Source organism: Paenibacillus artemisiicola (assembly GCF_017652985.1).
In the GTDB taxonomy this organism is placed as follows: Bacteria; Bacillota; Bacilli; order Paenibacillales; family Paenibacillaceae; genus Paenibacillus_Z; species Paenibacillus_Z artemisiicola.
The window spans coordinates 409,365-431,752 of the sequence record NZ_JAGGDJ010000002.1 but is presented as its reverse complement, the minus strand read 5'-3'; the positions used below and the strand labels follow the sequence as shown (position 1 = coordinate 431,752).

At 59.7% G+C, this 22,388-nt stretch carries 21 protein-coding genes; 2 read left to right on the top strand and 19 right to left on the bottom strand.

Going from position 1 to position 22,388, the window contains the following annotated elements:
- Positions 1-4: 4 nt before the first annotated feature.
- Genes I8J29_RS05180 through I8J29_RS05125 form a run of 13 tightly spaced genes read right to left on the bottom strand, consistent with a single transcriptional unit; the run spans position 5 to position 10,114 of the window.
- Positions 5-406, bottom strand: a complete 402-nt coding sequence (locus I8J29_RS05180) for a GPW/gp25 family protein (RefSeq protein WP_208846596.1) — start codon at positions 404-406, stop codon at positions 5-7.
- 14 nt (positions 407-420) lie between these two features.
- Positions 421-684, bottom strand: coding sequence for a PAAR domain-containing protein (locus tag I8J29_RS05175; protein ID WP_276316247.1), 264 nt, complete (start codon positions 682-684; stop codon positions 421-423).
- A 59-nt stretch (positions 685-743) separates the two neighbouring features.
- Positions 744-1,394: a phage baseplate assembly protein V gene (locus I8J29_RS05170; protein WP_208846594.1), complete on the bottom strand. Its 651-nt coding sequence runs from the start codon at positions 1,392-1,394 to the stop codon at positions 744-746.
- Entirely contained in the window at positions 1,391-2,476 is a 1,086-nt protein-coding gene (locus I8J29_RS05165; RefSeq protein ID WP_208846593.1) for a phage late control D family protein, read from the bottom strand. The genes I8J29_RS05170 and I8J29_RS05165 overlap by 4 nt, the downstream gene beginning before the upstream one ends.
- A gap of 4 nt (positions 2,477-2,480) precedes the next feature.
- Positions 2,481-3,110, bottom strand: coding sequence for a CIS tube protein (locus I8J29_RS05160; protein WP_208846592.1), 630 nt, complete (start codon positions 3,108-3,110; stop codon positions 2,481-2,483).
- A 21-nt stretch (positions 3,111-3,131) separates the two neighbouring features.
- Positions 3,132-3,971, bottom strand: a complete 840-nt coding sequence (locus I8J29_RS05155) for a hypothetical protein (protein ID WP_208846591.1) — start codon at positions 3,969-3,971, stop codon at positions 3,132-3,134.
- Between the two features lie 3 nt (positions 3,972-3,974).
- Entirely contained in the window at positions 3,975-4,382 is a 408-nt protein-coding gene (locus I8J29_RS05150) for a phage tail protein (RefSeq protein ID WP_240545896.1), read from the bottom strand.
- A 42-nt stretch (positions 4,383-4,424) separates the two neighbouring features.
- Positions 4,425-4,589, bottom strand: a complete 165-nt coding sequence (locus I8J29_RS34405) for a DUF6760 family protein (protein WP_338113061.1) — start codon at positions 4,587-4,589, stop codon at positions 4,425-4,427.
- An 11-nt stretch (positions 4,590-4,600) separates the two neighbouring features.
- The gene (locus tag I8J29_RS05145; RefSeq protein ID WP_208846589.1) at positions 4,601-4,969 is read right to left on the bottom strand and encodes a phage tail assembly protein; all 369 of its coding nucleotides are present in this window, start codon (positions 4,967-4,969) and stop codon (positions 4,601-4,603) included.
- 28 nt (positions 4,970-4,997) lie between these two features.
- Positions 4,998-5,435 carry a phage tail protein gene (locus tag I8J29_RS05140; protein ID WP_208846588.1) on the bottom strand — a complete coding sequence of 146 codons (438 nt, stop codon included), beginning with the start codon at positions 5,433-5,435 and terminating at the stop codon, positions 4,998-5,000.
- A 36-nt stretch (positions 5,436-5,471) separates the two neighbouring features.
- Positions 5,472-7,283 (bottom strand): phage tail sheath family protein, encoded by a 1,812-nt coding sequence (locus tag I8J29_RS05135; RefSeq protein ID WP_208846587.1) that lies wholly within the window; start codon positions 7,281-7,283, stop codon positions 5,472-5,474.
- Positions 7,284-7,322: 39 nt separating this feature from the next.
- Complete coding sequence (locus tag I8J29_RS05130) at positions 7,323-7,940, bottom strand: Pvc16 family protein (protein ID WP_208846586.1); 618 nt, start codon at positions 7,938-7,940, stop codon at positions 7,323-7,325.
- The gene (locus I8J29_RS05125; RefSeq protein ID WP_208846585.1) at positions 7,937-10,114 is read right to left on the bottom strand and encodes an ATP-binding protein; all 2,178 of its coding nucleotides are present in this window, start codon (positions 10,112-10,114) and stop codon (positions 7,937-7,939) included. The genes I8J29_RS05130 and I8J29_RS05125 overlap by 4 nt, the downstream gene beginning before the upstream one ends.
- A gap of 250 nt (positions 10,115-10,364) precedes the next feature.
- On the opposite strand from I8J29_RS05125, the gene I8J29_RS05120 reads away from it, so the two are divergent.
- A complete protein-coding gene (locus I8J29_RS05120; protein ID WP_208846584.1) occupies positions 10,365-11,489 on the top strand; it encodes a response regulator transcription factor in 1,125 nt (374 codons plus the stop codon).
- A 107-nt stretch (positions 11,490-11,596) separates the two neighbouring features.
- Here the strand turns inward: I8J29_RS05120 and lepB are convergent, their stop codons facing one another.
- The 4 genes from lepB to I8J29_RS05100 all read right to left on the bottom strand — a co-directional run bounded on the left by lepB (position 11,597) and on the right by I8J29_RS05100 (position 16,040).
- On the bottom strand, positions 11,597-13,003 hold the full coding sequence (gene lepB, locus I8J29_RS05115) for a signal peptidase I (RefSeq protein WP_208846583.1): 1,407 nt from the start codon (positions 13,001-13,003) through the stop codon (positions 11,597-11,599).
- Positions 12,993-13,556, bottom strand: a complete 564-nt coding sequence (locus I8J29_RS05110) for an RNA polymerase sigma factor (protein ID WP_208846582.1) — start codon at positions 13,554-13,556, stop codon at positions 12,993-12,995. Before I8J29_RS05110 ends, lepB begins: the two co-directional genes overlap by 11 nt.
- A 261-nt stretch (positions 13,557-13,817) precedes the next feature.
- A complete protein-coding gene (locus tag I8J29_RS05105) occupies positions 13,818-14,969 on the bottom strand; it encodes a serine hydrolase domain-containing protein (protein WP_208846581.1) in 1,152 nt (383 codons plus the stop codon).
- Between the two features lie 51 nt (positions 14,970-15,020).
- Positions 15,021-16,040 carry a phosphotransferase family protein gene (locus I8J29_RS05100; RefSeq protein WP_208846580.1) on the bottom strand — a complete coding sequence of 340 codons (1,020 nt, stop codon included), beginning with the start codon at positions 16,038-16,040 and terminating at the stop codon, positions 15,021-15,023.
- Positions 16,041-16,315: 275 nt separating this feature from the next.
- Here I8J29_RS05100 and I8J29_RS05095 point away from each other — a divergent pair, with 275 nt between their 5' ends.
- The gene (locus I8J29_RS05095) at positions 16,316-17,119 is read left to right on the top strand and encodes a S8 family serine peptidase (RefSeq protein ID WP_208846579.1); all 804 of its coding nucleotides are present in this window, start codon (positions 16,316-16,318) and stop codon (positions 17,117-17,119) included.
- Here I8J29_RS05095 and I8J29_RS05090 read toward each other — a convergent pair.
- Together I8J29_RS05090 and I8J29_RS05085 are read right to left on the bottom strand one after the other, a co-directional pair.
- The gene (locus I8J29_RS05090; protein WP_208846578.1) at positions 17,116-20,763 is read right to left on the bottom strand and encodes a hypothetical protein; all 3,648 of its coding nucleotides are present in this window, start codon (positions 20,761-20,763) and stop codon (positions 17,116-17,118) included. The two genes, I8J29_RS05095 and I8J29_RS05090, sit on opposite strands and share 4 nt — an antisense overlap.
- A 57-nt stretch (positions 20,764-20,820) precedes the next feature.
- Positions 20,821-22,362: a hypothetical protein gene (locus I8J29_RS05085; RefSeq protein WP_208846577.1), complete on the bottom strand. Its 1,542-nt coding sequence runs from the start codon at positions 22,360-22,362 to the stop codon at positions 20,821-20,823.
- Positions 22,363-22,388: the final 26 nt, after the last annotated feature.

The following is a 22,388-nucleotide window of genomic DNA, read 5'->3' as shown; positions in this document are numbered from 1 at the left end:
TCATTCAACCTTCTCTCAAGTAAAACGGATACACGAGGTTGCCAGGCTGATTCGTGGCGCGCACCACATACTGGATGTCGATCAGGAGTTTCCCGAACGAAATCTCGACCGGATCCTGCGACACGGCCACCTTCGTCACCGCGATGCGGGATTCCCAGCGCGCAAGCGCATCGCGCACGCTGGATTCCATCAATCCGATCGTCGCCGTATTCAGCGAAGCAAACACGTAATCGTGAATGCCGCAGCCGAAATCCGGACGCATGACGCGTTCGCCTTTGACCGTAAACAAAAGAATGCGGATCGCCTGTTCGATGTCCTGCTCATGGGAAGACATGGCGATGGCGCCCGATGAACCGTTCACGTTAACGGGGAAGCGCCAGCCGACGCCTAGAAAATCGTTTGCCATACTCGAACTCCCCCTTATCCAATCATCACGTTCTGCGCTCCGGACAAGATCGCGTTCGGAGGGCCTCCTTCTACGATCGAATCCCCAAGCCGGGCAGCCGGCACCCTATTGATGAATACCGTTGCGCTCCCCATCGCGACGACGCCGCCGCCATGCGGATTCGGAGTGGCAAGCGGGCACGCGTGCGCGTCCGACGCCGCACGCCATGCGGGCATTCCTCCGATGAGCACGTTCACGCTTCCCGGTCCCGGTCCGAGCGGCGATCCGTGACTCGTCATGTCTCCCACTCTCGCTGCCGGCGGCATCGGACTCACTCCCCCATAACTCGTTCTCGTCGTTAATTGATTTGCACCATAGCGCCTTGAATCGTAACCGTCGCCCCTGCCTTGATCGTCAGCATGGCATCCGCGTCGATCTCGATCGTCTTCGATTTCAAGACCAGCTTCAAGCCGCTTTCCATCTGAATCTCGTTCTTGACCGAGTCGATCACGATTTTGTTGGCGCCCGTATGATCGACAATCTCGATTTTCTCGGACCCGGACGTATCGTCCATGACGATCCGATGACCCGCTTTCGTCCGCAGCGTCACCTTCTCATGGCCTTTCTTGTCGTCGAATTCGAGCTCGTGACCGCTTCGGGACTTGATTTTGCGTATATTGTTCCGTCCGTCCGCGTTCGTGCCCGGCGGGATGTCCTTGCCGTTCCAGAAGGCGCCGATCACGTAAGGGTGGTCGATATTGCCCATCTCGAACGCGACGAGCACTTCGTCTCCGACTTCCGGGATAAAATAGCAGCCTCGGTCCTTGCCGGCCATGAGCGTCGCCACTCTTGCCCAATGGCTTTCGTCCTCGCAGCCGCGCCAGGGGAATCGGAGCTTTACGCGTCCCATATGGTCGGGATCTTGGTTGTTCGTGACGATCGCGTTGGCGACGCCCTGCACTTGCTCTCCGTTCCGGTCTCCGGGCTGCATCAGATCCAGCAAACTCATAACGCATTCTCCTTGACATGGAAAGTCGTCGCATAACCTGAGCCGCCTATCGTATGGGTGCTCTTCTCGACGTAATACGCTTTGCTGAACCGCTTGCCGAGACCGGCCAATTCGATTCGCTTGCCCGGCTGAATGTCCGGTATGCCGATCGACTCCGCGCTGCCTTTGATCAACCCTTCCGCGTGCTGGTTCAGAATCGATCGCGCGAGCTGATCGGCTTCCTGCTGCGAGAAGACGGGATAGCGCGCGTTCTCGCTGATTTTGGCGGAGGAAGAGGAAGCGACGAGCTCTCCGCCGCTTTTCTCCTTGGGGCGGGACTGCTTGCCCGCTTCGTCTCCGACGCGCGCCGTCCCCACGATTTCGCTTTTGGTTCCGGGATCCCAGCCCCGTACTTCGACTTCTTGCACTTGTCCGGCGAAGTTGAGCTCCGGCTGGAAGCTGATCAGCGTCTTGCGCCATTCGAGCTTCGCGACGGGTGCGCTGTCCAATGCCGGCGCGCGGAACGTCAGCGTATCCCCGAACACGAAAAACTCGAAGTAGTTTTTTTGCGCGAGCGATTGAATCAGCTGAAAATCGTTTTTTCCGGAGTCCTTGGTAATCTTCGGATAGGGCACTTTCGTGTCTTCGACATCGCTCTTCAGTCCGTATTCCGACGCGAGCGCGGCGACGACGTCGCTGTGCTTCATCGTGTTCCAGGACCGCGGCTCCTTCTTCTGCATGAGCCGGTTCGAGAGATCCAATCCGCTCACTTCCAGCTGCGGCGAGCCGCCCGATGGGAATTTGACCGTCATGGAAGTGACCATGCCCACGAGCATGAGCTTAAGCTTGCCGGCGTAGCCCATTCGAATCGTCAGACGTTTGGTCGCAGGCAAGAACAGGTCCATCCACTTGATATCGCCCGCGATCGCATCGAACGCATGATCAATAGTGAACGAGAAATGATCCGCTTCTTCAAGCGATTGATCGACGGTCACGCCGGAGATGATCATGCCTTCCCGAATCAAGCTTCGGCCTTCGATCTCGATCTCGAATGCCGGCGCGTAAAAATGGCCGTAAGCGTTGTCCAACTGCGCGAAATCCATGCGATCACTCCAACGGAGGTACGGTTATCGGTTGTCCCGGCGTCAATCGGCGAGGGTTCGCGATGTTGTTCGCTTGGGCGATCTCTCGCCATCTGCCGGGGTCGCCGTATTGCTGCTGCGCGATGGCGGACAACGACGTGCCGGCGTTCGCCGTCACTTGTCTCGTCTGACCGGTCGCGGTACTTGGGGACAATTGTTCTTGAATCGTCTTGTATTCCTTGAACGACACGTTGAGCGTCGCGCGCACCGGGATGCCCGAATCGACAAACATCGTGAATTTCTGGGACACTTTCTCGATGACGCCCTTGAACTCGAGCTTCCCCCAGATAAACGCGCAGACCGGCGGCGCGCGCAGGAGACCGTCGATGTCGAGCAGATCGGTCACTTGACTCGTGTAGGCGCGTACGTCTTCGCCTCGTTCGTAACTGTCGAAAAACAGATCCATCGTCAGCGTCCGCGCGTTCCCGCTCACGAACTGCGTCGCGGGTACGGATAGGCCCGGAATCGAGACGGATTGGTATTGGTTGCCCTTCTCGATCGAATATTCGCTGGGATTGAACAGCACTCTGACCGGTTGTCCGCGATGTCCGCCCTGTTCGTCCAGCGGCTGAATGAGCGCTTTCTCCAAAGCCATGGGCGCCTCCCGGAACTTGGCTTATAAGCCTTTTCTTTGTCGTTCGATGCGCAGCTTCCGCTCGATCGCTTGATACACGTCGTCGGTTAACCGCTTCATGTCGAGGGAAGGCGCGGCCGTCACGGGTGGCGCAGGCGCAATAGGCGGCGCGGCATGGTTCAGGGCTTCTTCGCGACGAGGCGGCGAGTTGACCGGTGCCGCGTTGGGCGTCGGACTGGCGTGCAGCAAGGTGACGGAACGAGCCGCGCGATACGTGCTTGATGATTGCGCATGCGTAAGACGCTGCGGATGCGAGATGCCTGCGGTTGAAGGCGCGTCCTTCGGCGGCGACGCAGACGCATGAACCCAGGAGGCTGCCATCGGAACGGTCTTCGGCGGTTGCTGCGCCAATTGGAATCGATAATTCCGTATGAAGGTCGGGTGATGAACCATAGAGCCGAGGCGCATGACACGTTGGGATGCGAGAAACGTCTGCTTGACGTGCAGATGCAGGGGAGCAGGATTCGGATCGCGCTCTTTTCGCGCTTCCCGATCGATCCGCGACAAGCGATGATGCTCCTGCACCGCCTGTCGTAAAATGCTCATCCGCTCGTGATGGGCATATCGTCGGTAGGCATGCGTATGATCCGCGTGCCGGATGGTCTTTGGATGCCAAGCGTTCACGAACAACCGCACCTCGATCGGCCGGACGATCGTCAGCCGCTCGCGTCGTTCCATGAACCTCTCCCGCAGGACGTGAACGGCGCGGGCGGGAGACGCGGCGGCAAGGTACACCAATGAGGCGCGTCCCTTCGTCTGCCGAGCCGCAAGGCCGTACTTGGTTAGGATGCGCTCGGCGAATTGAAGCGGCGTCGTCGTCATCCGTCATCCGTCCTTGCTGAAGCCGTTATGCACGAGCTCGATCGATTCGAAGGCGACGCTGCCGCTGTCGGACTTCAGATCCGGCCCGGTCCACTTGACCGGAAGCGCCTCCGTGAAATTCCAGCGCCATTGCTCCCCGCCCGCCGCATCGACCAAGATGACAGAGCCGCTTCTGCGCGTAATTCGGCCGTTCTTCGTATCTTGGAACCACGTCCACAGCGTGTCGGAGTTCGTCAGCCCTCGTTTGATCGTCAAGCTGGGCACTTTCGACGCCTTCACGAACTTATGGACGTAGCCGTTGACGCCGCCTTCGCGATAGTCCTCGGTCTCCAGCTCCGCTTGCACGCCGGACACCTCGGAGAAGCCGCCGACGACGAGCCCCTCAAGCTCGATCTGAAACCGAAAGTTCATCAGTGGATCCCTTCGTATCGCCGTGGGCATCCCGAATCCCTCCTATAGCTTGAATACGTTGTCCGGCGTCTGATTCAGCTTCCGGTGAATGCCCGAGATTTCCTCGCAGAAGCGGACTCTCTCCCGATGCTCCAATTGCATGATTTCCGAATGCGGCCAATGAAAATAGTAGGCGAGAAAGGCTATCTCCTCGTAAAGCTTATCCAGAGGGTAGCCGCTTAAGCTTCCCCCGGCGCCAATACCTCGACGGCGAACTTATGTTCGCAGCGCGGGCATTCGGCTTCGACGCCCGTGGAGCCGCTCTCGTTGATCTGCCGGTAAAGCTGCTGCAAATACGCCAGATCGGTGGAAAACAAGCCTTCCACGACGCCGGGATTGATCGCCTGCACCTCTCCCAGCTTCGTCACGACTCTGGAGAGCAGGATAATCGTGAGATAAGCGGGATTTTGCTGAACTCTAGGGTCCTTCAGCGGCAAAATCTCATCGGCCGCGGTCGCAAGCCGCATGATGCCCTCGCGGTGCAGATTGCCGTGCCTGTCTACGTAGCCTTTGGGCAGCGTGAATTCGAATTCGGTGACGAATGCCATTCGGATGCCTCCTGATCGATTCGATGGTTTAGCTGACGCGGTTCATGCCTTCGTGAACGATTTCGAGCGATTCGATGGCGATATCGTTGCCTTTGGCGCTGAAATCCGGGGCATCGTATTTGGTCGGCCACGCGCCGGCGAAATCCCAGCGGCCCTTGTCGTTGCCGGCTTCGTCGACGACGATGACGGACATGTTGCGGCGCTGGATGCTGCCGGCAATCGCTTCCTTGTGCCAGTTGTACAAGTCGAGCGAATCCGTCTGGCCCCATTTGAGCGTAATGTTGCCGTACTTGGTCAAGCCGGGCAGTTTGCGAGGGCTCGTCGGGTCCGTCCCTTCCCGGTATTCGATGACGTCGATGGTCGAGTCGAAGCCGCTCGCGTCGCTGAAGCCCGCCTGCTGGATGCCGTCGATCTCGACGCGGAACCGGAAGTTGCGGAATGGATCTTTACGCTGGCCTGTTGGCATTCTGGATATCCTCCTCTATGACTCGGGTTCACCGGCTTAAGCCTGGTTAATGTCGGTGCCGGAAGCGACTTGCGCGATGCGGAAGATGACGAATTCCGCCGGCTTCACCGGCGCGACGCCGATGAGCGCGATCATTCTGCCGTTGTCGATATCGTCTTGCGTCATCGTCGACCTGTCGACCTGAACGAAGAACGCTTGGTCTTGCATCGCGCCCATGAGCGCCCCGTCCCGCCAGACGCGGGTCAGGAATTCGTTGATCGTGCGCCGGACTCGCGCCCACAGCTTCGCGTCGTTCGGTTCGAACACGACCCACTGCGTGCTCTCGTCGATCGATTCTTCCAAATAGTTAAACAGTCTTCGCACGTTGATATATTTCCAGGAAGGATCGCTGGACGTCGTGCGGGCTCCCCAGACGCGAATGCCGCGGCCCGGGAATTGGCGGATGACGTTGACGCCAAGCGGATTGAGCGTTTCTTGTTCCGCCATCGTAATCTGGAATTCCAGGTCGATCGCGCCGCGCACGATCTCGTTGGCAGGCGCTTTGTGAACGCCGCGCTCGGCGTCCGATCTGGCGTAGATGCCCGCGACATGCCCTCCCGGCGGCACTTCGATCGTATTGCCGCTTGTCGGATGCACGATCTTGATCCAAGGATAGTAGTACGCGGCGAACATCGAATCGTACGTAGCCTTGCGAGGATCGACCGCTCGGATGTCCGCGGCGCCGGGTTTGGAGTCGATGATCACGACGCGGTCTCTCAAGTTCTCGCACTGATTGATCATTTCGGTCGTCAGTCCCGCGATTTCTTCCGAGTAAGGGGCATGCAGAATCGAGATGTCGTCGATATCGGCGATCGCCGTCAAGCCCTTCCTGCCGGGCTTTGGCGTCGCGGAACGGACATAGTCGTACAGCGCAAGGCTCGAATTCGGATTCGTGATTCGGTAGTCGGAATTCGCATCCGGAGCGGGGTCAAAGTCAACGTCGAACGTCACCGAATTGGAATCTTTATCGTAAGCCTTGATCGAATATTGCTTATCCTTGCCTGCGCCCTCCACGATCTCCAGCACCATGCCGACCAAATCACCATCGACGGCGGCTGCCGTATCCGCGAGTTTAATGGTCTTGTCAGCCGCGTTTACCTCTTTCGGTTTGCCTTCGTCTACGATGCCTTTGAAATCCAAGCCGCCGGACAAGCAGGCCGGTTTATTCTTCTCTTTATTTTCTACCTCGGGCAATGCCCCGGTGTCGCCGTCCTCGACCGAAATCGTAATCAGAGCGGAAATCCCGTTGACTTTGATGCCATAGAAATCCGGCGACGAGGCGTCGACCGAAACGTTGTCGAACGATTCCGTTACGGCGGGCTGGGGCGATTTTTTGGGATCTGCGATCGTCTCGCCAAGCTTGCCGTCTTCCGGAAGGGCGCCTTTCCAGTAGTACACGCTAATCTTGAATGCTTCCTTTTTCAGAGACGCTTTCGACACCGCGACGGCAATCCGATTGCCCCATTCGCCTTCGCCTACGGCGGATACGGTCATGACGGCTTTGTCGTCTTCGTCTATCAGTTTCCGGGTTGCCGAGACGGCGCTCGCTTTGGTGATCCGCGCGATATAGCAGCGTTTGCCCCCGTTATCGAAGAACCCTTTCACCGTATGCGGCAAGTACGGCTTATCGCCGAGCACTCCGCCGTACACGCGCTGAAACTGCAGCCAGCTCGTGATGAATCTCGGCGTCGTCGGACCGCGTTCGGTCTGGCCGAGAAATCCAGCCGTGCTCGTGGACACTCCTTCGATCGGTTTCCCTCCGAGTTCGATCTCTTCCACATACACGCCGGGAGCGAAATATTGCGGCATCTTCTCTTGCCTCCTTATCGTTCTGCGCTTGAACTATCGTCAAGCGTCATCGTCTTCTTGCGCGATCACGTTCATAGGCGCGGCGAATTTGAAGATTCTCGTATCTACCGTTCTCGCCGGCGAAGGCGCCGCAGGCTCCGGCAAAATGATGAGCGGCGATACGACGTAACAAACCGACGGGCGCAAGTTATTATCCGAGAAGGCCGTCCAGATGTCGGATAGCTCCGGTACGGGTACCGGATCGAGCGTGACGCGCAATTCCTGCTCGCTGCCGGTCAAGCTCCCTTGCAGCGCTGCGCCTCCAAGCGAAGCGTGATTGTGCAAGACGCTCATCGCCCTGCCAAGCAGCTGATGCTCTTCAAGCGTCCGCTCCGTCAAGTTCTGCGCGGCCGAGTACGCCGTCAGCATGTAATGCAGATCCAATACGAGCGGGGGCAGCTTGTAGGCCGCGGTCGTCGGAAGCATGCCGTTCTGATAGCGCATGTACGGATTTTCAAGGATGTTGTACAAGAATAACGTTAAGCGGATGTTCGAAGCGACGATTTCCGCGGGTGAATGCAGCACGATCTGATTGGCGTTCGGTACCATGTCCTTCATCCCGTCCTGCAGCAGCAGGAGCAGCGTGCGCCCGACATCCGCGATTCCGTTGGAGCTCACGGTCCGCTCCCTCCCAATAAGGCGTAATAAGCGCCGAAATCTTCCTTGGACGTCAGCTTGCCCGTCTTGTCCATCTCTCGCTTGACGGAAGGGATCAGATGCTCCATTCCGATGGGCCGGCCTTCCTTCGCCGCAAGAAACGCGGCGGACAAGACGACGTTCTTGATATGACCGCCCGAAATGTGAAATTGACGGGCCAGGAACCCGTAATCGATGCTCTCGTGCCTCGGAGCCTCATCCGGGAACATCGCTTTCCATATCTCGCGGCGCTGGCTGTCGTCCGGAATCGGAAATTCAATGCTGTATTGCATGCGGCGGATGAAAGCGGCGTCCATGTTGTGGAGGAGATTCGTCGCTAGAATGGTGATCCCGTCGTATTCTTCCATCTGCTGCAGCAAGAACGCGATCTCCGTATTCGCATGTCGATCCAGCGCGTCCTTCGCTTCGGTTCGTTTGCCGAACAGCGCATCCGCTTCATCGAAGAACAGCATGGCGCGGCTATCCTCGGCGCCTTGGAAGACGGCGTGCAAGTTTTTCTCGGTTTCGCCGATATATTTGCTGACCACTTGAGCGAGATTGATCCGATAGAGGTCGAGCTCCAGCTCGTTCGCGATCACTTCGGCCGCCATCGTTTTCCCCGTGCCCGGCGGACCGTGCAGCAGAATATTGAGGCCTACGCCCCGAGACAATTTCTTCCGAAACCCCCATTCTCCATGAACGACGCTGCGGTACTTCACTTGATCGATGATTTCTTGCAGGCGTTTGATTTGATCCGGAGGCAGTATGAGGTCGCGCAGCGTTCCGACCGGCGTCAATGGATCGGCAAGCCGATCGAGTGCATGTTCCGGCTGCGCGCAACAGGAGGCTTGCAAGTCCTTCATGCTGACTCGTGCCTGAACCGGATCGCGCCATATCGCCAGATTGCGGGCCATCGTCATCGCGTTTTGGATGCGTCCGGGGGTGAAGCGGAATTTGTCCGCGACGGCAGCCAAATCCACGCGTTCCTCCATCGGAACAGGTGCGGCCAGTCTGTTCCATAGCTCTCGTCGCAGCTCGGGACCGGGCAATTCGAACGCGACGTCAATAAGTCCTTCGTTGCCGCAGGCTTTCAAAGCCGGCCAAGCGCGGGTACCCAGCACGAAAATCAAGTTGGGAAACAGCTCCATCGCATCAAGAAATGCCGCGATTTCTTTCGAATGCCGGTCTGGGTGGGCAAAGAGCGAATCTGAATGGAGGAGGCATAAAGCAGCGGGGTGCAGATGCGCTTCTCGGCAAAGGAGGAACAAACATTCCGCGAACGTCATGGGGTGATCAAGCATTTTGGCGATATCTCCGATGAGCAGCGAAATCCCGAGTTCGCGGCATACGGCTTCCGCCGATCGCCGTTTCCAGGATCCGGTCTCGCCGGAGAAGACGAACATGAGCTTGCGATTCAAGGCTCCGCTCGGATCGAGCTGAGACCGGATCAGCTTCTGCATGCGGCCGAGGAGGTCTTCATGGAGCCATGCGATATCGGGATCGGGGAGCCCCTCCGCAAAATAAGCCGCCGTTCCCAGTCTTCCGTCCAGCTGCTCCATTCCGATGATATAGTTCGCGATTTGCGAATCCGCGCAGAGGCCGCGGGAGCCTAGATAAGGCGAAGAATCGGATGCATGGAGCCGGAGAAGCCGGAACTTCACCAGGTTTGCCGACGGGTCCAAGATCGCCTGCGCCAGCATCCGGCCGGGTCGGCGCGTCTGCAGCAGCTGCATCGCCAATTCGACGCTTGGCATGGTCCGAGCAGCATCGTGCTGCATATCGGCATACTGCTTCGCATAGTTCAGGTCCAATTCGGGCGCCAAGGCAATCATCAGCACCAACCGTTCGATTTCGGATAATCGGAAAAGCAGGGCCAAGCGCGGAAGCGCCAAATGAACGCCCGCGTGCTTGCTAAGCATCGTTCTGCGCAGCATCCGGGCTTCGAGGACATTGAAAGCTTGCCTTTGCGCGTCTTCTGACCCGACATGACCGGCGGATGGATCAGCCAGCAGCGCGGATGCCGATCCCGAGCGCAGCCGATGGATATGGATCATGTAGTCGAGACGCGTTAATTCGTCCTGAAGATACGCTTCATTGTCCGCATAAGGCGCTTCTGCAAGACTTGTCTGTTCGCTGGGTTGCAGTACGCGATCCATTGGGATACGGCTGGCCCCCTCTATGTATAGCTTCGTCCGGAAAGCGGCGTAACGCTTGAATCCAACCCTGAATAAACCTTGCCCGAGCGCAGCGCCAAATCCGCCCCAATCCCCGGCGTGAGCATCCCTTGACTGCGATTGGCCATCGCCGGGCTCTCCCGTATTTAGCTTATTTCATTATAATCCCATTGATGATACACTCTGTATGCCAACTTATTGGGGGTAGTTTTTTCGTTTGAGGAGGCGTTCAATGGTGAAGGTCAGCGGCCGCTATCAACGGGCAATGGTTCAAATTAAACGCTTGTGTTACTCCGGCTTGGACGACCGGCAATTGCGTAACGAAATCATCGGCCTCTTGCTTCCCATCATGCCTTCCGATCTTTGTTGCTTTCAAACGGTTGACCCTGCAACCGGGCTGATCACGTCCAATGTGCGGGGAGGGATTCACGATCACGCGGTGAGCGATGTCGAGCAGGTGTTTTTCGAGCACTTGTATTTCGAGGAGTACCTCCCTGCATACCGGCGCTTATTGCGTTCCGGCTGTCCGGTTAACCGCTTGTCGGAAGAAACGATGGGAAACCCCGATAAAGCTTACCGCCATCGCATGCTGTACGCCCCGATCGGTCTGGACGACGAAATTCGAGCCGTTCTGTACTCCGGCAAAAATATGTGGGGCACGATCGTGATGGCTCGCGGAAAAAACGCCGCTCCTTACTCCGAACAAGACGCATGGCTGCTGGCCAAGCTCGCTCCGCATATCGGGACAGGCTTTCGCACGGCCATGCAGCAACGGATAGCCGCTTTAGAATCGGCGGCTGCCTTGCAGGAGTTCGATATTCCCGGCCTGTTGATTTACGATCCCGCCGGGTTTATCGAGTCGTATACGGATGCCGCCGTCCATTGGATGAACGAATTAGGGGAACTCCATCCGGATTGGTGCCGCAAAGAACTTCCCGTATACATAACGCAGGTCGTAAGCGCCCTTCGAAAATCGCAAGCGATGTTGTCCGAGGATGACTTCGAGATCGTGCCGGAGATGGCTCGCTACGGGCGGAATGGACGCTGCGTCACCATCAAGGCCTATGAAATGCGCGCGGAAGACGATCGAAATCGGAAAATCGGGATTATTCTGGGTCCTGCCGTGCATCGCGATCTGATCCGATTTCAGACAGCCGCATATGGATTGACCGCGCAAGAGAAAGCAGTCGTTCACCTCGTGGCGAAAGGAAATAATTCATTGGAGATTTCTTCAAAACTAGCCATTTCGCCGTATACCGTGCAGGAGCACCTCAGCAATATTTTCGACAAGGTTGGGGTACGAAGCCGAAGAGAAGTCGTGAAGAAGATCTTTTTAGCCAATCTGATCGAAGGGTAAAACGGATCTAAATTAGAAATATGTCCCATAAGAGGGGTTTATGCCCGAACGCCGGACCGCAAACGCAAAGAAGCCGCGAGGAGATCCCGCGGCCCGTCAATGGTAGCTTAGCGCAAGTCCGCCGCCGAGAACCGAGCAGGAATCAGCGCTCCGTCCTTCATTCGGTACTCCGCTTTTATCGTCGCTACGTAGGTAGCGGGAGTGGCGAAAACGGACAGGTCGGACACGAGCCGGCCATGCTCGATCCGATAGTAGACGACCGCGCCTATGCCGGGTTTGTCAAACCACAAGCTCGCATCGTCGGCATCGTAGGTCCGCTCGATGGTCTTCCCGCCGATAGCCAGTTTAACTTCCACCTTGTCCTTGCTCCGATTGATCTCCGCCGCTTGCGTCGCTGCTCTTGCCGACACCGCCGGATCGGCCACCGGAATTTCGGTCAGACCCCGCCGAAGAACGTGGACCTCCGATTGCACGGACTCGGTTCCGGTGCCGATAATCAGCGCAACGACCGCTTCGTCCTCCCCGTCATCGTCCAAATCGGTCATCGTCACCGTCGGCGGATAGCTCGGGTCCGTGGATCCCGTCCAGTAGAATTCCTTGCGCTCGCCGCCCCAGTCCGCCAAGTAACGCTGATAGACGCCGCTTTCGGAACGGGCCGCTTGAATCGTCAAGCCGCCTTCCCGGTACAGCTCGGTCCAGTCGGTATGCTGTATATCCGGCGGATCGTAGTAGCCGATCGCTTTGCCCCGTATTGACGCCATGGCAAACGCGCCGTGCGATTGGCTATCGTTGAAGCTTCGCGACCATACGTCGCCCAGCAAATAATACTGCTCCGATCCCAGCTCGATCTCCTGATCCCTCGCGGAGCTGCGCTTCGCGTCCTTACGGCCTCCGTTCTCTTTGCCGTAGTTGGCTTCGAGCGGACGGCCGTCAATGTAGATGCGCCCTTTCGCGATGCGAATCGTTTCTCCCGGCAGCCCGATGACGCGCGCGATGTCATGCGGCTCCCGTGCCGCCTCCGGGTTCTCCGCGGCCGTCTCGTAATACACGATATCTCCGCGGGCGACCGGACGATCGGAGGACTCGGAGCGGGTCCGATAGTAATCCAGATCGACGACGACCGGGTCGCCGAGACCGAGATGAGCGCTCCGGGCCATGGCATCATTGACGATCGTATGGACGATTCGCTGAGAACCGAGCGAGGATACCGCCGGCAGTTCATCCGGAGTTGCGGGATCCGTAACCGGCGGCGTCCGGGATTCGAACACCCCGGCAAGTTTCTCGCTGGCTGCGCGCAGAAGTCCGGGCTCAACCTTCATCGCCGCCAGATAACCGACCGCCAACGCGGCCAATACGGCCAGCATGACTGCCGAACGGCGAAGGATGGGCTTTGCCGGTTTTTTCGAATTCGACGAGACGCTGGCTTCCAACCGGTCCCACATGCCGGCCGTAAACATCGGCTTGCGAAACGGCTTGCCCTTCAGCCTCTTCTCCCAATCCGGCTCAATGCTCATAGCGCTCGCTCCCTTCATGGCCGCCGATCTCCAGCAACCGCGACATTTTCCGCCTTGCCTTGAACAATCTGGACTTGACGGCGGATACGGTCAGTCCGAGCGTCCGCCCGATCTCTTCCATCGACAGCTCGTAGCGGGCGCGCAATATCAGCACTTCACGGTATTTGACGGGAAGCCGCAGCACCGTCGTCCATATATCGTCCGACATCAGGCTCCGCATGTACGTCTCCTCCGCGGATTCCGTCCTGCCGCCGGCCGGCTGCAGACCGACAAGCGTCATTTTCCGCATGAAGGCGGATCTGCGCCAGGTATACCAGCTGTTTCTGGCAATCGCCAGCAGCCAGGTCTTGACCGAGCTTTCGCCGCGATAGGAGGCCATCCCCCTGAACGCTTTAACGAACGTCTCTTGGGCCAGCTCATCGGCCGTATCCTTGTTCCCGGTCAAAAAGTAGGCGTAGCTCCACACGTCGTCTCCGTATTGCTCCATGATCCGCCGGAAATCGGCGGCGCTGAGCGAAGACGCGTATTTGAGCGTATCGCGATCCTCCGGCAAAACGTCCCCTCCCTTTTCCTCTCTACCTCTACCTAATAGACTGCGCAGCAGAATGAAAGTTGCCATTTTCCGGATAAACAAATAAAGCCTTCGCCCTTTGTGAAGTTGGGCTAAGGCTTTTGGCATTGACTGCCGAACGGTACTCGGTACTCCGTATATCGAACGCAAACGGTCCGGCAAGTCGATCCAGGACAGCATACAACCGCTTTTCTTCGCCACTCTCGACTCCCCTTCGGGCGAATGCCGAAGTGAAGCATGACATCAGTCTTCCCAGACGCTCGCATAGGCATAATTGCGAATCGTGCCGTGCCAGCGATACCAAGGCGAACCGCCTTCCTGCTGCGCATAGAACAGCGCCACTTCCGCCTCGGGATCAATGGCCGCGTAACAGCCGCGGGCGCCGTCCCAACCGAACTCGCCGTTTTGGCTTAACGCGTTGTTCTCCTCCCGGTCCACGAGCGTCCGTACCCCGAGCCCGTAACTGTACCCGCTCTTGCTCACGCCGCCGAATTCGGCGAAATCCCGCTGCGCCTGCGGACTTAAGCGCCGCGTCCTCATTTCGTTGACCGTCTCCTTCCGCAGGATGCGTTCGCCGTTCGGCGCCAACCCGTAATTGCACAGTGCCTCCGCGAACAGGATATAATCCCGTACGGTCGAGTACAATCCGCCCCCGCCGCTCTCGTAAGCCCGGCCCGGCTGCAGGTTGAAGGTCTCTCCTATGCTCGCGGCGGCATGCGTCTTCCCGTCGAAGTTGTTGTACAGCTTGCAGAACCGCTTCTCGTCCTTCAGAACGAACGACGTATCGCGCATGCCGATCCTGTCAAAGAGGTTCTCCTTTAAATACGTCCCGAACGTCTTGCCCGAAAGCACTTCGACTAACGCGCCCAGCACATCATGGCAGGCGCCGTATTTGAAACGGGTGCCCGGCTCGAAGAGCAACGGCTCCTTGGCAAGCGCCCGGATGACGTCCAGCGTTCGGCCTTCGCCGCCCGATGCCTGAATTACGCGGTCGGTCTCCGCGGTATCCCGCCGGTCGATCCCCGCGGACATGCTGAATAGATGCTCGATCGTGATCGGGTTCTGCGCGGAACGCAATTCCTCCGCCCCGTCTTCCCGCCTATGCCTCACGACCATGTCCTTGTATTCGGGCATATAGGCATGCAGCGGATCGCCGAGCTTGAACGCCCCGGCTTCGAATAACTGCAGGAGCGCCGTGCAAGTGATGACCTTGGTGGCGGAATACAGCCGAAAGATCGTATCCGGTCCGAATTCGATGCGGTTCTCCACATCGGAGAATCCCGCATAATGCTCGAAGACGGGCTCTTGCTTGTAATACACGGCGATTCCCAGGCCGGGAATGTTTTTCTCCGCGTAAAACCGGTTCAGGTAGTCCTTCAGTTTCGAGAACCTCATTTGCTCCCCTTCCCCTCCGTTCGACTTATCGCGTTCACGGCCGCAATCGGATCAGTTGGCCCCGTGCAGGGCCGTCTTCATGTCATGGATTTGCCGGAGCGTACGGACAACCTTCGTCCTCTGTTCATCGTCTTCCGCGTGAAGATACCCAGCCGTTAGCCGATACCCGAATTTGAGAAGAATCAGCTCGTAGACGCAAGGATCGGCGATGGAAGATACGTTCGCATACTCCGAAAAGCCTTCGTAATACGCGGGGACGCAGCGCCGGTAGTAGTCGACCATGCGATCGATGTCCGCATCATCCGCAATCAGGCTTGCGATATCCTCGCCTAGGCGGCCCCATCCGCAGGTATCCCAGTCGATCAGCGCGAGCTTTCCGTCGGCAAAGATGAGGTTGGTTACCCAGAAGTCCCGGTGGCACAGCACAAGGGGCAATTTTTCGATGCGGGCGAGGATCTCGTCCGCTTGCTCGTCGATGTCGACGAGCATCCGCCTCAGGTGCTGCGGGAACGCGCAATCCTCCGAGCGCAAATAATCGTGGACGACCGGCCATGACCGGTCATGCAGGTACGTGCGCTTCATGAAATCCGCATCGCTCAGGTTGGTCAGGCTCCGCAGGACGGCGGGCTGCTCCGCGTACAGCTTGCCTTGATAGCGCCCTAACTCCAGCGCGGCCTGTTCAACCATGTCGCCGGTCAAGGCTAATCCGCTTATGCCTTCGATATATTCCAGCCACAGCCGAACTTCGTCTTCTTCGGCATTGAGCTCGGCCAGATAACAGGCCGGCCAGCGGAAGGCATCCGAGAACGTCGCTCCCAAGCCGGACGCATACAGATCGTATTCCCGGCGCCAAGAACCGGGATCGCCGTACCGCTCCCATTTCTTCTGGATTTTCAGCACGATGCGGTACGGCAATGCATCGCCCTCCGCGGTTTGGGCGATCCCCGTTACCAGGTACACTTGTCCCACGGTTCCGCCCTTAAGCGGCATGGACTGACAGTCGGCGGAGACGACATCCGCCTTGAACCGTCGGGCCAGCACCACGATCAGCGTATCAAGGTTAATCTTCATTTGCGTCCATCCTCGCCTCCAAGAACGTCTTTTCTACTGTCAATAAGATTCAACGGCGAATGGAAGTATCCTGCTTGAACGTGGCGAAGACCGCCGCCCCTAGCAATCGGTTTGCCTTGCAAAATCCGTCGTATACGCGGCTGTTCATGGTACTATATTCTTGAAGCAGGGCGGCGGCCGGCTTGGCGCGATCGCCTCGGCTTTGACCGACAAGCTCTCAGCTGCGCCTCTTCATCTCGCCTGCTCTCCTGACATGAAAGAAAGAAGGTTTGCCCGTGATCGAACCGACTCCCTCTTCTATGACGATCGCCGTGCTGGATTCCGGTATCAATGCCGATCGGCTTCCGCCGGGTACCGTCGTGCTGCCCGGCCTTAATCTAAGCGGCGAAGGCGGCGAGGAAGACACCGTCGACCGCAGCGGTCACGGCACCGCCATAGCCGCGACGATCGTCGGCATCGCGCCGGCCGCCCGTATTCTGCCGGTGAAACTCATGGATCGCCGCGGCGCGCTCCGCGACAAATCGAGAATCGAGGATGCCTTCGCATGGATACTGGCAAACGCCGAGCAATTCGGTATCGGCACGGTCTGCGCCGCGTTCGCGGACTCCAGCCATCGCGTATCCGACGAAGCGCTCCGGGGCACGAATCCGCAGCGTTATATCGCGGCTTTGCGGGCGTCGGGCATCCTGACCGTGACGGCCGCCGGCAACTGGTATCCCGAGCATCGCGGCCGCAGCCCGCACGGCATGGCCTGGCCGGCCATTATTCGCGAAACCGTAAGCGTCGGCGCGCTGGCGGAAACGGAAGAAGGCGCCGGTCTCGCCAGAGCGAGCCAACGCCTTCATGCCAGCCTGAACACCGGCTGCAGCACCGCCTTCTTCGCCCTGCCGGGCGAACCCGGCATGACGAGCGGCGCGGCCGCCGTCGTCGCGGGCTGCTTCGCCGCGCTGCGGCAAGCTTATCCGCAGGAAGCCGGGGAGCGACTGCTAGAGAGACTGCGCGCCGGCTGCCGGGAACTCGTCGACGAGAACGGCTTAGCGTGGCCGGTCATAGATCCCGGCGCGCTCGCGCTCGGCTAGTTGGTCATCATGAGTCCCGTATTCATCGCGACCGGCACGCGGACCATATTCAGCACGAAGGAGAGCCCTTTGCCCGCGCCTCCGCCGCCGAGCAGCAAGGCCTTCGTCTCTTCGTCGTCATCCAGGTTCGCGGCCGCGAGCAGCGCGTTACCGGCGTGATCGAATAAGCTCTGCATCCAAGCGAGCGATTCCGATAGATTCTCGTTGCTTGCGTTGCCCGACCCGGATTTGTTGGTATCGTCGATGACCTTGCCGAAGACGGCCGTGCGGAATATGAAATGGATCACGTTCCCCGCAAGCTCGATGCCGGAGTTGACCTTGCGCAGCGTCTTGGAATCGGCGCCCGGCTTGTTTTCCGCCAAGAGGAGGGCTACCGTCTTCGAAGCCATGAGACCCGACAGGGCGAGCATCGTCCATTCCATCGCCGAGACTTCCTCGCCTTTGTCCACGTGCATGCCGAATTTCTCCGCCACGACGCCGACCGCTCCGAATCCCGCGCCGAGCCACAGCTTCCAAGCTTCCGTCGGTTCGGACTTGCCGCTCGACGCCGCGATGCTCCCCTGAACGTACGCCTGATAGCCCGCGATGATCAGCTTCACGAACGAGGCCGTCAGACCGCCCACCCACGAAAACTTGCGCAGCTCGTCGACGTCGGACTGCACGGTCACGTCTCCGAACGGGAACGCGATCACGCTGCCTTTCTTGAACGGCGCTTCGCCGGCAATGAGCTTGTAAGCAATCGTGGCCGGAATGGCGCAGAGCAGCATCATGCCGTCGATCATCCGGAACGACGTATCCAGATGGGTGCCGGGCGCGACCAGCTCCGCCAGCTTCTCGATGAACGGGAAGCGGATCTTGGCGAACAGCGCGTCGCGCGCGACGCCGATCAGGTCTTGCATCAGATCGATCGTGCGCAGGACGAAGTCGCGCAGACCCGTCAAGAGCCCTTCAAGCAGATCGGCCCCGACCGTGACGATGGCATCCTTGATCGTCTGGAAGTTCACATCGCCCGGCGAAGGAACCTTGCCGCCGAAGACGCTTCCGAGGTCGGCCTGCAATTTATCCCAGGTTGCCATCAAATCGTTGATCTCGTCCCCGAGAAGTCCCTCCGCGAAACGGTCCGCCGCGTCGATCGCTTCCTTCATGACGGAAGGACCCTCCACATGGACGATATCGTCCATCAGCCGCCCGATGCGCTGCGTGACCCAACCGACGATGCTGTTGCCCTGCACGTCGTCCATCACCTTCCGGATCGGCGACGCCGCTCTGCGCAGCTCGTCGATGACGCTCTGGCCCGGTCCGGGACGGCGCGGCTGGGCCGGAACGGGTGCGCCGCCGCCGTTCGTCCGCCATTGCTCGATCTGTGCGATCGCGCTGCCGAAGCCGTCCGAGACGTGCGTCTTCAAGCTGCCGACCGACTGTCTGACCGACGTCAACGCGGCGTCCGTCGCCTCGACCATCGCGTTGCGGACGAGCACGATATCCTCCCATTGGAACAGAAACTTCAGGTAGTCCCAGAGCTTCTCGATGCCCGTCTTGACCTGCGTCCACAGCCACTTGAAGAAGGCGCCGGCCTCCTCGAGCGTCGTGAGCACGAATTTCTTGATATTGTCCCCGATCGCGCAGATGAACCGGAACGCCCCTTCCGCCTTGTGCAGCACGAAGGTAACGGCTTCTTTGGCCTTCTCGCCGATTCCCTCGAAGAAATCGGCGATCGAATGGCCGAGATTCACGAAGAACCGCTCCGCGCTCTCTGCCGCGCCGACCAGCTTGGAGATGATGTCGTCATGCACGAGCCGTACCCCGTTGCCGTCCGCTTGAATACCCCATCGGTAGGAATCGGGGAGCGCGTCGGGCCGCAACGCGGAGCTGAACGGCGCGTTCGCCGGGACGGCGCGCACGTCCGGCGCGGAGCCGTCCGCGGACATGGCGAGCTTCGCCGCTTGGTTAAGCGAGGCGGCGACCGCGTCCACTTGCGCCCGGTCGGCGCCGGTACGGAAGCTGTCCGGCAGAAGCGGCACGTCTCCGTTCGGCGTGCTGACGACCGCGCCGCGAAGCTCGTCGGCGGTCATCGAGCGGAACCGGTCGAACACGCCGGAGGCCGGATTGACGTCGACGTGTCCGTCGAGGCCGTCGATCGTGAAGCGGTATACGGCCGGTGTCAGCGATCGGACGCGGTTATACACGTTGACCCCGCCGTTCATGTCGGTCACCGCGGCCACGGCCTGATCGGGCCCGATCAAGACCGCGTTCCCGTTGAGGGAGACGCTCGAAAGGACGGAGGCCGTTACGGAGACGTTGACGCCCCGCCTCGGTATGCCGGCGTCGTCCAGCAGCCGAAGCGTCGTTCCGTAACACGCGACCTTCATGACTTGATCCGGGTCGGCGACGTTCACCGGCGCTTCCTGCCAGGCGTTCGCGGCGCCGTCCAGCCAAACATGCCCCGCATGCGCATCGGCATATACGATCAGAAGCGATGCAGACGAATGACGGTCGCCCGGGATCGGCGCCATCGCCTGCACCCCGCTCCGGAGCCGCAGCGAAGGTCCCCATTCATCGGCCGCTCCCGCGCGGCGGACGACGTTCAAGTCTCCGTTCTGCAGCAGCGCCCATACGGATACGCTGCCGTCCGCGGCTTCTCCCGCGACGAGGTCCCGCACGTTCGCGGCCGCTGCCGCCTCGGCAATCTGGATCGTCTCCGCGGCTTCCGCGTTGTCGAGCTCGGCGCCGGTAATCAGGTGCAGGCCTTGCCCGCCGATATAGAGGTTCGCTCCGTCCTCCGTCGTCAAGCCCGTCTCCAGCACGTTGGCGCCGGCCGGGCAAGGCAGCCCGACGATCGGAGGAATCGTAACGGGTTTGCCGGCGTTGTCGTATTCGGGGAACGGCCGAAAGGTCAGCACCCGGCTGCCGCTGCCGATGCCGAGCACGTGCAGCCCGCCGCCGTAAGTCGGATGAACGCCGATTTCGAAATCCAGCACCTCCTCCAGCGTGACGGCGGGATTGAAGACGAGCGCGCCGGCGAAGGAAGGCGTCCTGTCGCCGCGCATCAGATAGATCGCCTCGTTCGGTCCCGCGCTGCCCGCAAGCGCGACCGTCCACGTCCCGTCGCCTTCGTCCAGCACGCGAATGCCTTCGATGCGCGCATCCTCCCTTGTGCCGCAATCCGTCCAGGCGACCCGGCTCCAATCGCCGGCCGCGCTGGACAGATTATAGGCGACGAACACGCGGCTCCGGGTTTGATCGGGGCCGGCATCGACCGCGATCGCGACCGTGATCCGGTCGTCGTCGGTCCACCCTGCGCCCACGGCGCGAACTTGCGGCGTTCCTCCGACCGCGGAGGCAATCGGCGCGGCAAGGTCGGTCAGACGCCAGCCGCTGTCCGCGGCTTTGTCGTTGCGCACGAGATACAGGCCGTTCTGGTTGCCGATCGTCAGCATCATCGGGGCAAGGGCTCCCGACCGATGGTCGGGAAGCGCGATCACGCGTCTCTGATAGCGGCCGTGCGCGGACGGGTCGGCCAAGTCTTCGCGGCCGAAGGTCCGGGCCGCTTCGATATGGTCGATGATCTCGTTCGATACGGTGAAAGCTTGCGGGTTGCCCGCTTGGTCGTTTGCGGTGAAGCGTACTACTCGCGGATTGTTCATCGTGGGAATCCCCTTTCTTCAATCGGAATGAATCGTCGCCGGCGTCGTCCTGCCGGTTTAGGGCGCTTTGTAGATCACGTCGAACATCATGTCTCCGGTCTGATCGGAGAACCGGAGATTCTGGAACGCGAACGCGCCTCCGCCCGGCGGAATGAAATGGTGATGGGACATGTCGACGGCAATGTGGCCGAGCGCGTTCTGCAGCGCGGCGTTCAAGGCGTTGACGTTATCGGCGACGATCTCGCCCAGCATCTCGAGCAGGGTGCCTTTGTTGATGCCGAGCAGCTTCGGAATCCAGGACATCGCGTTCTCGACCTTGCCGAAACCGCCGGCCGCTTCATGCGACCGCAAGTCGCCAAACGCGTAATTCAGCGCGGCGTCGACGCTGAACGCCGACGTGCCTCCCGGCGTCGAGAGCGCGACGGAGCCGCTCAGCGCCTTGCTGCCCGAGCCTTCCAGACGCGCCGTCTCCATGCCGGCGGGGCCGAGCGTATGCTCGGTATAGGTGAACGAGCCGTCGATGCTGCCGGTAATGGACAAGGCGTTGCGTCCGGGGACGATGGCGATTTCCAGCCAGTACCCTCTCGTATCCACGACTTTCCGGTCCACGAGGTCGCGGGACGTATGGCTCTGGGTGCTCGTTGCCGCGAAGCGCCGTTTCAAACCGTCGACGATGGGCGTCACGCCCAGTACCTGCGTGAATTGCGGCATCAAGTATTGATCCAGGAAGACTTCCTTGCGAATCGCCATCACGCCGGATACGAGCGCTTCGGTTCCGTCGATCATGCCGGGGCTGACCCAATCGCCCGATAGCTTCAGCCGGGCCGCGTTGCTATCGCTTGGCAGGCTCCGGCCCGCGAACACGCCGAGGTAGCTTAGGGTCGCGGCATCGGCATTCGTCCAATTGGCGTGCACGTCGAAGAGGAAATCCGTCATCGCGAAGGTCGGCGCCGCGTGCTGCGTATTGCGCCGAACGACGGTCCCGAGCATGAACTCGCCCATGTCGCCTTGAAGCAAATGATTCAGGCTGCCGAGCGCCTTGGTCCGCGCGGACGCGTTCACGCCGTCCGGAATGTTCACGTTCTTGTTGTCCGAGAGCAGCAGGTCGACCTCGGTCAACTTCATGAACAAATACTCGATCGCGAACACGCTGTCGGGCAAGCCGCTGCCGGCGATCAGCCGCGAGGCGACGTCATGCGCGTCGGGGTCGATGGCGGCAAGCGCCGCGAGGTCGACAGGCTTCTTATCCAGATCGGTAAGGAAGGATACGCGCCAGTTCGAGATCGCTTGATCGGCCGCTTCTTCTTGATCCTCGTCGAAATAATGAACGCGGCCGGACACGAGGGTCAAGGTGACCTTCACTTGGCCGAGCTTGCCGTTCTCCACGTTCAGACTTACGTCGAGCGGGGCCACGACGGCGGTCAGGCCGAATTTGGACGGGGTACCGTCTTCTTTCTTCGGATACAGGCTCAAGGTGTCGCTGAATTGCTTCCGGCGCTTCCACGCCTTCCATGCATAGGTCATCTGCGAGTTGATGGCCTTCTGGGCAAGCGCGAGGCATAAATCGAAATCCGTCAACGCGTTCGGGCTGTCTTTCACCGTTCATCTCTCCTTTAATGTAATCG

What these genes read in the sequence shown, in the direction of transcription:
- I8J29_RS05100 (WP_208846580.1), bottom strand. Translation starts at nt 16,040, where the DNA reads ATGAAGATTAACCTTGATACGCTGATCGTGGTGCTGGCCCGACGGTTC.
- I8J29_RS05120 (WP_208846584.1), top strand. Translation starts at nt 10,365, where the DNA reads ATGGTGAAGGTCAGCGGCCGCTATCAACGGGCAATGGTTCAAATTAAA.
- I8J29_RS05105 (WP_208846581.1), bottom strand. Translation starts at nt 14,969, where the DNA reads ATGAGGTTCTCGAAACTGAAGGACTACCTGAACCGGTTTTACGCGGAG.
- I8J29_RS05140 (WP_208846588.1), bottom strand. Translation starts at nt 5,435, where the DNA reads ATGCCAACAGGCCAGCGTAAAGATCCATTCCGCAACTTCCGGTTCCGC.
- I8J29_RS05175 (WP_276316247.1), bottom strand. Translation starts at nt 684, where the DNA reads ATGACGAGTCACGGATCGCCGCTCGGACCGGGACCGGGAAGCGTGAAC.
- lepB (WP_208846583.1), bottom strand. Translation starts at nt 13,003, where the DNA reads ATGAGCATTGAGCCGGATTGGGAGAAGAGGCTGAAGGGCAAGCCGTTT.
- I8J29_RS05145 (WP_208846589.1), bottom strand. Translation starts at nt 4,969, where the DNA reads ATGGCATTCGTCACCGAATTCGAATTCACGCTGCCCAAAGGCTACGTA.
- I8J29_RS05155 (WP_208846591.1), bottom strand. Translation starts at nt 3,971, where the DNA reads ATGACGACGACGCCGCTTCAATTCGCCGAGCGCATCCTAACCAAGTAC.
- I8J29_RS05170 (WP_208846594.1), bottom strand. Translation starts at nt 1,394, where the DNA reads ATGAGTTTGCTGGATCTGATGCAGCCCGGAGACCGGAACGGAGAGCAA.
- I8J29_RS05125 (WP_208846585.1), bottom strand. Translation starts at nt 10,114, where the DNA reads ATGGATCGCGTACTGCAACCCAGCGAACAGACAAGTCTTGCAGAAGCG.
- I8J29_RS05160 (WP_208846592.1), bottom strand. Translation starts at nt 3,110, where the DNA reads ATGGCTTTGGAGAAAGCGCTCATTCAGCCGCTGGACGAACAGGGCGGA.
- I8J29_RS05150 (WP_240545896.1), bottom strand. Translation starts at nt 4,382, where the DNA reads ATGAACTTTCGGTTTCAGATCGAGCTTGAGGGGCTCGTCGTCGGCGGC.
- I8J29_RS05135 (WP_208846587.1), bottom strand. Translation starts at nt 7,283, where the DNA reads ATGCCGCAATATTTCGCTCCCGGCGTGTATGTGGAAGAGATCGAACTC.
- I8J29_RS05180 (WP_208846596.1), bottom strand. Translation starts at nt 406, where the DNA reads ATGGCAAACGATTTTCTAGGCGTCGGCTGGCGCTTCCCCGTTAACGTG.
- I8J29_RS05090 (WP_208846578.1), bottom strand. Translation starts at nt 20,763, where the DNA reads ATGAACAATCCGCGAGTAGTACGCTTCACCGCAAACGACCAAGCGGGC.
- I8J29_RS05165 (WP_208846593.1), bottom strand. Translation starts at nt 2,476, where the DNA reads ATGGATTTCGCGCAGTTGGACAACGCTTACGGCCATTTTTACGCGCCG.